The sequence below is a fragment of the Moorena sp. SIO4A5 genome, from assembly GCF_010672005.1.
Taxonomy (GTDB): domain Bacteria; phylum Cyanobacteriota; class Cyanobacteriia; order Cyanobacteriales; family Coleofasciculaceae; genus Moorena.
The window spans coordinates 1-11,036 of record NZ_JAAHHZ010000174.1 but is presented as its reverse complement, the minus strand read 5'-3'; the positions used below and the strand labels follow the sequence as shown (position 1 = coordinate 11,036).

General features: G+C 43.4%; 12 protein-coding genes. 3 read left to right on the top strand and 9 right to left on the bottom strand.

Translation table 11 applies throughout. The features are described 5' to 3' along the window. Together F6K57_RS30705 and pstS are read right to left on the bottom strand one after the other, a co-directional pair. Positions 1-1,799 (bottom strand): iron uptake porin (locus F6K57_RS30705; protein ID WP_293071957.1); only part of this gene is annotated, 1,799 nt, incomplete at its 3' end. 29 nt (positions 1,800-1,828) lie between these two features. After that, a complete protein-coding gene (gene pstS, locus F6K57_RS30700) occupies positions 1,829-2,848 on the bottom strand; it encodes a phosphate ABC transporter substrate-binding protein PstS (RefSeq protein WP_293071956.1) in 1,020 nt (339 codons plus the stop codon). Positions 2,849-3,304: 456 nt separating this feature from the next. On the opposite strand from pstS, the gene F6K57_RS30695 reads away from it, so the two are divergent. Further along, positions 3,305-3,802 carry a hypothetical protein gene (locus tag F6K57_RS30695; RefSeq protein ID WP_293071955.1) on the top strand — a complete coding sequence of 166 codons (498 nt, stop codon included), beginning with the start codon at positions 3,305-3,307 and terminating at the stop codon, positions 3,800-3,802. Between the two features lie 14 nt (positions 3,803-3,816). Here F6K57_RS30695 and F6K57_RS30690 read toward each other — a convergent pair whose 3' ends face one another. Both F6K57_RS30690 and F6K57_RS30685 read right to left on the bottom strand, forming a co-directional pair. Further along, complete coding sequence (locus tag F6K57_RS30690) at positions 3,817-3,987, bottom strand: hypothetical protein (RefSeq protein ID WP_293020977.1); 171 nt, start codon at positions 3,985-3,987, stop codon at positions 3,817-3,819. A gap of 49 nt (positions 3,988-4,036) precedes the next feature. Continuing rightward, positions 4,037-4,516 (bottom strand): substrate-binding domain-containing protein, encoded by a 480-nt coding sequence (locus F6K57_RS30685; RefSeq protein ID WP_293071954.1) that lies wholly within the window; start codon positions 4,514-4,516, stop codon positions 4,037-4,039. A gap of 461 nt (positions 4,517-4,977) precedes the next feature. On the opposite strand from F6K57_RS30685, the gene F6K57_RS30680 reads away from it, so the two are divergent. Together F6K57_RS30680 and F6K57_RS30675 are read left to right on the top strand one after the other, a co-directional pair. Continuing rightward, positions 4,978-5,475: a hypothetical protein gene (locus F6K57_RS30680; protein ID WP_293071953.1), complete on the top strand. Its 498-nt coding sequence runs from the start codon at positions 4,978-4,980 to the stop codon at positions 5,473-5,475. 9 nt (positions 5,476-5,484) lie between these two features. Next, complete coding sequence (locus F6K57_RS30675; RefSeq protein ID WP_293071952.1) at positions 5,485-7,635, top strand: NACHT domain-containing protein; 2,151 nt, start codon at positions 5,485-5,487, stop codon at positions 7,633-7,635. A gap of 23 nt (positions 7,636-7,658) precedes the next feature. Here the strand turns inward: F6K57_RS30675 and F6K57_RS30670 are convergent, their stop codons facing one another. From F6K57_RS30670 to F6K57_RS30650, 5 genes are all read right to left on the bottom strand, one after another. After that, entirely contained in the window at positions 7,659-7,841 is a 183-nt protein-coding gene (locus F6K57_RS30670; protein WP_293071951.1) for a hypothetical protein, read from the bottom strand. 34 nt (positions 7,842-7,875) lie between these two features. Next, a complete protein-coding gene (locus F6K57_RS30665; RefSeq protein WP_293071950.1) occupies positions 7,876-8,496 on the bottom strand; it encodes a hypothetical protein in 621 nt (206 codons plus the stop codon). Positions 8,497-8,935: 439 nt separating this feature from the next. Continuing rightward, positions 8,936-9,061 (bottom strand): hypothetical protein, encoded by a 126-nt coding sequence (locus F6K57_RS30660; protein ID WP_293071949.1) that lies wholly within the window; start codon positions 9,059-9,061, stop codon positions 8,936-8,938. Between the two features lie 60 nt (positions 9,062-9,121). After that, positions 9,122-10,477, bottom strand: coding sequence for a serine hydrolase (locus F6K57_RS30655; protein WP_293071948.1), 1,356 nt, complete (start codon positions 10,475-10,477; stop codon positions 9,122-9,124). 230 nt (positions 10,478-10,707) lie between these two features. Then, the gene (locus tag F6K57_RS30650; protein WP_293071947.1) at positions 10,708-10,848 is read right to left on the bottom strand and encodes a hypothetical protein; all 141 of its coding nucleotides are present in this window, start codon (positions 10,846-10,848) and stop codon (positions 10,708-10,710) included. Between the last annotated feature and the right edge of the window lie 188 nt (positions 10,849-11,036).

Here is an 11,036-nt window from a genome sequence, read left to right as displayed (position 1 = left end):
CGATCGCGACGACCAGCAACATCATTACTAGCTAGTCTCGGAGGCATGCCAACAATTAGATTCAACTGGCTGCCTAGTTTTCCGATGTCTGGGAAAGCGGCGGTAATTGCCCAGCTCCAAATATCTGCTTTTGATCCGGTTGATCCATCGAAATCATTGTTGCGGGGTGAGGATTCTGCGATCGCATTGCTATAACCAACCCAACCCCCTAGGGTAAAGCGATCGCTAAATCGATAGCTAGTCGATACACCCAAGCTATTTGATGAGGTGGCTGTATTTGAGCCAAAGGGAGATTGAGCGAATTCGCTACCGAGAAACGATGCAGTGTTGGCTGTTTCAGGAGAGTAGTACCGGACATAGGTCAAGGCCATACCAAAACGATCAGAGGGAGTGAGGGTCACCTGAGCCAAAGCACCAAAGGCACCATTGAACAGTCCAAAGTCTGAATTAGAGGCAGAACCAGTGTAATAGGCTGCTCCAGTAGCAATCACGTCATTGAATTGATAGTATATTGCAGCACCAGCGCCAAAACCCAAGTCGTAGATGTAATTATTGAATCCAAAACTGGAAATGGTAAATACTGGATTGAGGGTGGGAATCAAAGCACTTGCTCCCTGACCTGCTGCTGTTATAGATACCAGACCTTTATTACCTAGGGGAAACCGATAGAACAGCTGGTTTAATTTAACATCATTGCCGGTATTAGTGGCAAAACCAAACTTTGTCATGGCTGTGCCGGTGAAACCAGTGCTAAAGTTACTGGTATTCCCTGCCCGAAGTCTAGTGCGCAAAAGGTCTCGACCAGTGAAACTGGTGTCAAAGTTGAGAATTGCCCGGCCTCCCAACAGAGTATTAGTATCATCAAAATCTTCTGTTGGGCTTTGACCAGAAGGAACTGCTTTTTTCCCCCCAAAGCCAGTAGCTAGAGCAATATCTACACTCCCACGCAAGATAGTAGTAGTAGAAAACTGATGGTCTTCGAGGAAAGTCACTCGCCCTTCCAAGTTATCCACCCGAGCCTGTACAGTAGCCAATTCATCACTGAATTCTTCTTGTAGCCTTTGCATTGCTGCTAAATCAGCTTCGGTTACCAAGTTGGCTGTTTTACCAATAATCATGGCATTCACCCGATTTAGGCAAAAATTCAAGCCAAAAGCAAACTCGTAGCGAGTCAGGGCGCGGTTACCGCGATAGGTGTCATCCTCGTAACCAGTCAGGCATCTATAGCGCTTCAACAAAGACTGTAGTGCTTCGTAAGCCCAATCCGTAGGTTGGACATCAGACAGTTCATAAACTGGTGTTACCCGCTCCATTGGTCCATTACTCAACGGATCTGTCACACCTAAGTTTTGGGATATATCTAAACTATTATCTGGACTATTATCTAAACTATTATCTAGACTATTGGAGTTAGTCTGAGTAGATGGGATGTCTAATAGTTTGGAAATCGGTGCTACCTGACCCATAAAGGGATTACTCACAGTGTCTGCCACCTCTAGGTCTGGCGGTGACTCCAGACTAGTCAAGCTAGCTGTCGATATCCCAGAATGGGGAATAGACGTAGTAGTCTTAAACTCTAGTTCATGGTGGAATTGGTCGGTTAACTGAGGAGTTTTTGGGGGAGTTTTTAAGTACTCTCGCGCTAGATATTTCGGGTTGGGGTTAACATCTGACCAATCTGCTGTCAAGGTTTCTAGTTTGCTCTCAGCCATGGCGGGGGTAATGGTTACCAAATGGACACCAAGTACTATCGGTGTCAGTGGTAATGCACCGCAAAATTTTTTCACAAATCTCCTCACACAACAAAAATAAGTTGAATTTTGTCCTTCTATGGAACAACCCTGATGTTGTTATTCACAGCTTCGATGGCTCGGTTAGCAACATCTTCCGGTATCCGAGTGTACTGTAGATCTTCGTTCAAGTCTTGACCGTCAGTCAGAATCCAATTTATCAGGTCTTTAACCCCTTGGGCTAGTTCTGCTTTAGGATACTTTTCGTAGACAAACAGCCAAGTTATACCTACAATTGGATATCCCTCTTCTGGGTCATCTATATTTTCGATGGTGAAGTCATCATTGAACTGCACATTGTCTAGGGCTTTATTCGCTTGATCAACCGTAGGCTTGACGTAGCGACCAGCTTGGTTTTCCAGCCTGGCCATTGGTAGGTTAAGCTGTTTAGCATAACTCGCTGGTACATAGCCAATGGCACCGTCAATTCGCTTAACTTCGCTAGCTACTGGTCCATTTCCCGGAACACTAGAGAAGACCTTAAAGCCCCAATTAGGTTTTCTACTGGCTCGGATTCTGCCATTAGTAATTTCATTCAAATATTTAGTAAAAATAAAGCTAGTACCGCTACTACCTGAGTGGACAACTACTTGAATCTTACGGTTTGGCAGGCGGGAGTTAACTTGCTTCCAATTAGAAATTTGACCTGTGAAGATTTTACCTAGAGTTTCTCGGGATAGCTTAACATCGGTGGTTATTCCTTGAAGATTATAAACCACAGCCAAAGATCCTCCAGCCGTTGGTACCATCAACAAACCCCGTTTCATTGAGTTTCTCTCTACAGGAGTTGGAATTACATTGCTCGCTCCGAAGTCAACGGACTGATTCAGAAATCGTCTAATCCCACCACCACTGCCAATGGCACTGTATTTGAGCTTTACATCGGTTGTTTGTTCTTGGTATTCTCTAAAGTAACGCCGATAAAGAGGTTCAGGAAATGTAGCTCCCGCACCAGTCAGGGATTGAGCGATCGCACCACTGATAGAACCAAAGCCAACGGTAACGGTTACCGCTGTTGCTGTTAAAACCTTTTGCCAAAAAACTTGATAGCCAATCATTAATGTATCCTTAATTTATTCTAGTATTACAATTTTTAGTATTCTTAATCCTATAGATTACGCGATCGCTGAAAGCGGGACTTCGTCCATCGCGTCAATAACAATGTAAGCATTCAGCGGTCAGCCGTGAGCTGTCAGCCTTCAGCTAAAAGCTCACGCTATGGAACCGTCAGCTGATGTAACAGAGATTAAACCAATGCTTACTTGTTTTATTCAAAAGCACCTCATTAGCTGATAGCTGATAGCTGATAGCTGATAGCTGATAGCTTACATAACAATATAATTTATATGACGACTATTTCAAGTCTAAAGTTTCGCCAATTTTACTGGCGTTATAAGTGGGCAATCAATAGTGGGCAATCAAATTTATCTCATCAGAGAGTTTACTATAAAACTCTAAGCCAAGTTTAATGCTATTTTACAAGAAAGGAAACATTTTTTTGGTGTGACATGGAGATGAGTTTACTGCGAAAATTTAGCTTGACACTGGTTTCATTCCTTGCACTTAGTCTCCCAGCTGGCAAGGCATTTGCCCAAAGCTTTGGGGGGATATATCAGGAGATTTCTATCTCTGAAGTGCCAGCTCCTGCTATCACTGCGGCCACTGTTGCTGCTGGTGTCTCACCCACGGATGCAGCAATCGAGATTGGGGGTGATGGCAAGCTAATCTATGGACTGAGTGGTCAGAACTCCCAGGGCAACCGCTTTGAAGTGGATGTCAATGCCATTGGGGAAATTCAGCAGGTTGAAGAAGAAATTGACCAAAGTCAGGTACCCCCAGAAGTACTCAAAGGTCTAAGAGTCTGGCTACCTGACTTCCAGCCTACTGTGATAAGAAGGAGCGTCCGGGCCACAGACGTTATATACGAATTCAATGGTAAGGATGTGCAAGGCAACAACCTTCAAATTGAAATGCCGTCCAAGGGTGGGAGGTTGATGCTCTTTACCTATTGAACCAGGGACTAACTCTACCTAGGTTTTAGGGAGCAGGGAGTAGGGAGTAGGGAGTAGGGAAAAGGGAACTTTGGATCAGGGAAAAAATCCTGTGTACCTCGGCAGTCTTGATGCTGTCGCTCATGCTGGAAACTATAGCAGTTGTTGATGGGGGGAACCCCCGCCTGAAGGCACTGCCTCCCCAAGACCGTGCTAAATCGCTAGTTCTCTGCTCTCCTAACGACGGAAGTATGGTTATTCAACCGAATTTGATATTACTCTTCTGGGCAGGTAAGTGTTAACTTGCTTCCAATTGCCGATTTGACCTGTAAAGATTTTGCCTAGAGTCTCCCGAGATAGTCTGACAGAGGAGACTACACCTTGGAGATTGTAAATCACTGACACAGCTCCCCCGGCTGTGGGCACCATTTGTAAACCCCGTTTCATCTGACTTTTCTCCTCATCGGTTGGGGGCATATCAGTGCCAGCGAAATCAACAGACTCGTTAATGAATTGCTCAATGCCAGTAACACTGCCAATGGTGCTGTAATTTACGTTAACGCTGGTTTCTTGTTGGTATTGAGAAAAGTAACGCTGGTAAAGGGGTTGGGGAAATGATGCACCGGCACCAAACAATGGTATTGCACTTGCTGCCTTGAGTGAAATCAATACAATGGCAACTGTAACTGTTAAGGTTATCAATGTCCGACGGGACTTGATTACAGCTAAATTCATTTGTCTATAAGGATTCAGGATAATTTAAGAGTACAGATAGTTGGTTGGTAATTGATCAGCTATCAGCTATCAGCTATCAGCTCTCAGCTCTCAGCTGATCGGGGAAAGCATGACGTTTAAATTTTTGTTAAGTGATTTAGGATTAGCTGCTCCAGCACCTGAAGTGAAGCAGGGATAACCGTTCAGGAGTTTTGCGATTGGCCTTTGGGCCACGCTACGCGAACGCATCCTCCTCCTCTACCAGATGTTCGTGATGGGGGAAGAAATAACAGCTGAAATTATCAAAAAGACTGCCATGTCCAGTAAGCGATGGTAAAGATTAGTGAAGTATATCCTTTCAGGACTGAAGTTTTCCTAATGATAGGTACTAGTTTGTCTTTGAATCTTTATTAATATAAACAATATAGCGACTACAGCATCCTAGCTCTTAGACAAACACACAAGTTGAACAGGTAGGTATTATGACAAACAATCCCGGTGGATTTTCTGTAGGTGGTTCCGTAGGCGGTAAGGTCAACAACCTACAAGGCGACAATAGTCAAGGTATTCAAGGTGACAATAGTCAACGTGTTCAAGGTAAAAATAACCAAGGTATTCAAGGTGACAACAATCAAGTAACCCAAAGTCAAGGTACTGCATCAACCCAAGAACCGCTAACAAAAGAGCAGGTTATTGAGTTATTAGTAGAGCTGGATAAATTAGTACGAGGGGCAGAGCTACCAGAAGATACCAAAGAAGAAGCAATCATGTATCTTGGTGCCGCCAAAAAAGCCACAGAAAAGGAAGAACCGAAAAAAGAATTGGCACTCGCCAACCTGGGAAGTGTAGCAGAAACCCTCGAAACAGCTGGTAAAAAAGTTGATGCAGGTAAAACGCTCTGGGACAAAGCCAAGCCTATCCTTCTTAAAGTGGCAGATTGGTTCGGTGCTGCTGCTGCTTCACGCATTATAGGTGTGTAGAACTAACTCATGAGCCAGTCACCTAATCAGAATTATGACTCACAACAGCCTGATGTGAATTCATCTGAGCATCAGGTTGAAGCTTTTCAAGTTGGTGAGGATATGTCAGTTCTCCAAGGTGATAACAATCGGGCTATCCAAGGAGATGAAAATCAGGCGGTTCAAGGAAATGAAAATCAGGCAATTCAGGGAAATAGCAACCAAGCCATTGAAGGGAATAACAGCCAGATTAACAACATCTTGTTTAAGATTTTTAATCAGCAGCAATCTGTTCCAGGAACCCAATTAACTCCCCAAGAATACCGCAACCGTCAGGCATTACTCACTAAAGTCAAGAACTATTGGGTCAAAGGCGTTCTGGAAAAATCCCTCTATCACCAGGTACTGATGGAGTTGGGATTAGAAGAGAGACCCGATGTCATTACTAATCCTTTGAGCGAAATTATCGAAATCGGTGACGACTCACCTCAACTCCTCCCCGAAGGGACTAAAGTAATTGATGTTTTTAACCAAATTGGGACAGGAAGAACCCTACTAATTTTAGGGGAACCAGGGTCAGGAAAAACCACAACTTTACTCGAACTCGCCCGGGATTTAATCGCTCGTGCTGAACAAGACACTAATCAGCTAATTCCCGTAGTCTTTAACCTCTCCTCTTGGGCAAAGGAACGGCAGACGATAGCCGATTGGTTAGTAGAGGAATTGGGTAATAAATATGACGTTCCCAAGGAAATTCGAGAAACTTTAGTAAAGAAACAGCGACTACTACTATTGTTTGACGGTTTGGATGAAGTTAAGGCAGACTATCGAGACGAATGTATCGTAGCATTGAACCAATTCAAGCAGGATTATGGTGCCGAGTTAGTAGTGTGTAGTCGGATTAAAGACTATCAAGCCCTATCCAACCGTCTGAATTTTCAGAAAGCAGTTTATATAAGATTACTGACTTTAGAACAAGTTTGTCATTACTTGAATCGTGTCGGAGCTGATTTAACAGGATTGAAGACATTAATTGCAGAAGATACAGTATTACAAGAGTTAGCCCAGTCGCCCTTAATGCTCAATATTATAACTCTAGCTTATCAGGGAGTAGCAGTTGAGGATTTGCCCAGAACTGACGTAGTAGAGGAACGGCGCAAGCAGCTCTTTGATGCATATATCGAGAAGATTTTTAAGCGTCGTAAGACTAATCATAGATACGAGAAAGCACAAGTAAAGCACTGGCTAATTTGGCTGGCTCAGAGGATGGTTAAGGAGTCTCAAACAGTATTTTTAATTGAAAAAATGCAGCCATCTTGGTTAATAAATAGAAATCAAAAACAAACTTATAGGCTGATGGTCGGGCTGATGGTCGGGCTGATGGTCGGGCTGATGGTCGGGTTGATGGTCGGGCTGATGGTCGGGTTGATGGTCAAGCTGATGTTCGGGCTGATGTTCGGGCTGACGGGAGGGCTGATAATCGGGCTGACGGGAGGGCTGATGGTCGGGCTGGATAAAGAAGCAAGGAAAGAAATCAAAACAGTTGAAATACTTGATATTAATTGGAAAAAAATCTTGATTAACCGGCTGATGTTCGGGCTGATGTTTGGGCTGATAGCAGGACTGATCGGAGGGCTGATGGGAGGGCTGATGTTCAGGCTAACGGCCTGGGTGTTCGGAGGGCTGATGGTCAGGCTGACGGAAGGGCTGATGGGAGGGGTGTTGATCGGGCTGATGTTCGGGCTGATGGTCGGGCTGATGGGAGGGGTGTTGGAAGGGCTGGAGAGTTCAGAAATTGAAACAAAAACAAGTCCAAATCAAGGAATTTGGAAATCAGCTCGTAATGCTATAACTGTATATCTGATGGTAGCGCTGATGTTCGGGCTGATGGAAGGGCTGATAGGAGGGATGTTGTTAGGGCTGATGAGAGGGATGTTGTTCGGGATGTTGTTAGGGCTGTTGTTCGGGCTGTTGTTCGGGCTGTTGAGTGGTGGTCTAGCCTGCATCCAACACTTCAGCCTCCGCCTTGTCCTCTACCGTAACAATTGCATCCCTTGGAACTATGCCCGCTTCCTGGACTATGCTGCTGATCGCATCTTCCTACAAAAAGTAGGAGGGGGCTACATCTTTATCCATCGAATGCTGATGGAACACTTTGCCGATATGAAGCTTGAGAATTGATGCTATATACAGCGGTTTGCAATTCAGTTAGGTACAAAGTTCTGGGTTTTTAGGGAGCAGGGAGCAGGGAGCAGCGATGCAGCGCGGTCTTGGGGGTTTCCCCCATGAGCGACTGCATCAAGACGGGAGCAGGTAAGAGGGAAGTCGGAAGTGGGAAGAAGGAAAACAATCCTGTATACCTGATAGTTATGCAAACCGCCGTACATCGACAATTGCCAAAAGCTTTGCTTTATAATAGGATTAACTTTTTTCGATATTGGGGTAAAAATCCTCTCGGAATTTGGCAATTACTACACCTCTCATCATTTTTATCATCTGCATAAAAACTATACACAAGCATAGGCTTACTAAACTACCGATGATTAAAAAATAAAAAGCATAATCTCCACTATAATTGTTTTGGTAAGCTTTTGAAAACCCTCGCTGAAAAACATAACCAATATACAAAATTAAAAGTCTAGTTTTTAAACCCCTACTTTCTTCTTTATTTAAATACTCTGCAAAAGTCGAGTAAATCCTCCAAATTCCAAAGATGTTATATATGGGAATTAGGCATAGAGCTAGCACTTGTCCAGGTTCGATTGGGTAATAACTATAAATCCTATTCAAATCAACGTGTAATCGATAAAGCCAGACTAAACCTAACACTCCTACGACTAGTTTAACAATAAGATAAACAAAGTATTCTAATAAGATCTTTGGTCCTGGAAACTGTTGCTCTATAATTGGAAGTTTTAACTGTAATAAAACCCCAAGTAAAACCAGAATGATTAGTAGTATTATTTCCAGATAAATAAATTTGATTAATAGTTTACTAATTCCTACAGATCTTAGCCAGTTTGAACGATTATTAATAGCCATTGAATAATAAATTTTAATATTACAGAGGGATTAGAGCAGAATAACTAGCTTAAAATAGAGTCTAGGATTTATTAATCAATGAAGGGTTTTCTAGCAGTTTTCAAATGAGTTACCACAGTGAACACACCGTTGGTTACAGTAACAGCTAATTCTCTTGGAGCTCCATTTCCTTGTCGAGATTAATGGGTACTTCTAATTTTGATCGGAACTTGGAAGACACAGGGATGAGAGGCTTTATAAGCCATGGGTTTTACCTCTTGCTGCGATTCATTTCAATCAAGATATTTATAGAATGTCAGATAATTCCCTGGCTTCGCAGTACCCTTAAGGGTACCTTTTTTGTTAAGAATGATTAACGTTAAGTTATTTTAGCTATAGCATTTTCAGAAATGTATAGTTCATTTTATAATACATTGTTTCCTCATTCGCACGAAAATCCTTAACAACCAGTTTCATCCATAGTAGAATCTGAATAGATTGAAAATAAGAAAGCGATCGCCTTTGGCGCAGCGAAGCTGAACGCGGTAGTTTGTAATGGTGCGATCGCATTCATGGAAAACCTCAAACTTTAGCCACTATGGACTACAGGGATTGATCTAGAAGATTACATTAAAACTCTTTAATCTCAATCTACCCTAGGAGCAACGGTTTCCTGCCCGTTTTGCAGCAGCGTCACGCTTTCCACCGTGCCGTCTGAGCCTTGGTTAAAGACAACTCGCAAATCAATGACCCATGTAAAAAACTCAGTTTCGGAGGTAGGATAAAGGTTAAAGATAGACTGCCCTGTTCCCTGAATCCGCAATTGATTGGCTTGGGTGGTTATAGTTACCTGGAACTCAGGAGCAACCTGATAAGTTCCAATATAGCCCTCGTATACAGACGGATCTACCTCAGAAACTGTGGGTTTGGAGTAGGGTTCCCCAAACACAATTGCTGCCAAATCCTGGGAAATTTGCTCTATATTGGCGGTTTGTACATTACTGAGCACAGCAACACTCACATCCTGGTCTGGGTAGTATTCCAGATTAGTCACAAAGCCGTTAATTCTCCCACCATGACCAATGCGCTGATGCTTGGGCTGTTTGTTTATTACCAATCCATAGCCATAGAACAGATGGGGAGTTTCGTCAGGATTCATCGGTACTAAGGGAGAGGTCATAGTAGCGATCGCCTTATCCCTTAAGATCGTTTCATCTCCCACCCCATGGTCAAACAAAAACTGATTCCATCGAGCCAGATCCTCCAACGTGGAATATAGTCCTCCGGCTCCCTGTGGCACGAACATATTAATATACTCTGCCTTGAGATAGCCGTCATCAGTGAACTGATAACCATTTGCCAAGCCATCAATCACCGCCAAAGGATACTCGTAACCTGTGTTCTCCATCCCCAAAGGCTGGAGCAAATGCTCTTTTAGATAATTGCCATAGGACTGACCCGATACGGTTTCAATCACCTGGGTCAGCAGAACATAGCCTGAATTGCTGTAGCGAAACTCTTTTCCCGGCTCAAATTCCAAGGGGAGGTCTTGGAAGCGGGCAATCAACTCCTCAAGGGTCGTAGGTTTTGCCATCCATTGGGTTTTATCCTGAAAACTAGTTAGGTTAGGAATGCCCGCCGTATGGGTTAGGAGGTGATGCAAGGTGATGCGATTCCCATGGGGATAATCTGGCAAGTAGGTAGAAACAGGAGCGTGTACATCAACCAACCCCAGATCCTGGAGTTGTAGAATCGCAGCAGCAGTAAACTGCTTTGTCACCGACCCCAACCGAAATCTAGTCTGGGGGGTATTGGGTAGCTGGTACTCTAGGCTAGCCATGCCATACCCCCTGGTAAACATGGTTTTACCTGCCTTGAGTACGATAACCGCCCCTGAGAACCACCCAATTTCATGGTGGGCTTTGAGATAGGCATCAATTTCGGCAGAAATACCAGACATTTGGTGAGCAGCGAGTTTCATTACTGATTTCAATCGATACATTTGTATCTTATTAGAGAATAATCTGGCTTGGTAGTACCCTTAAGGGTACCTTTTCTGTGAAGATTAATTAACAGATACCTCTTGCAAAAGTATTTTTATGATAGTGTTTACCTCAATTATTGTCCACTGTTTCCTGTTCCCGACAACTGCCGCGAAGTCTATTAAGTTCTAAAGGGACGACGAAACAAACTGATAGCAGAGCTGATGTCCGCTGAATTAAGAATGTAGAATTAAGAATGTAGAATTGGGAATTGGAAATTTATAATTCTGACTTCTGCCTTCTGACTTCTGCCTTCTGACTTCTGCCTTCTGACTTCTGCCTTCTGACTTCTGACTTCTGACTTCTGTCTTAACCATTCAGCCTTAATCATTCTCAATTATCAATTATCAATTCTTAATTCTCAGAGGTTGTCTGAGAAGTCTCATTTGCTACATCCAAGCCCCCTAAATCCCCCAATTTTGGGGGACTTTTAGAAGCAAATTGACTCTTATTCCCCCCAAAGTTGGGGGGCTAGGGGGGCAAAATTCAGTATAAAAAAACTTTTCAGATATCCTCTCA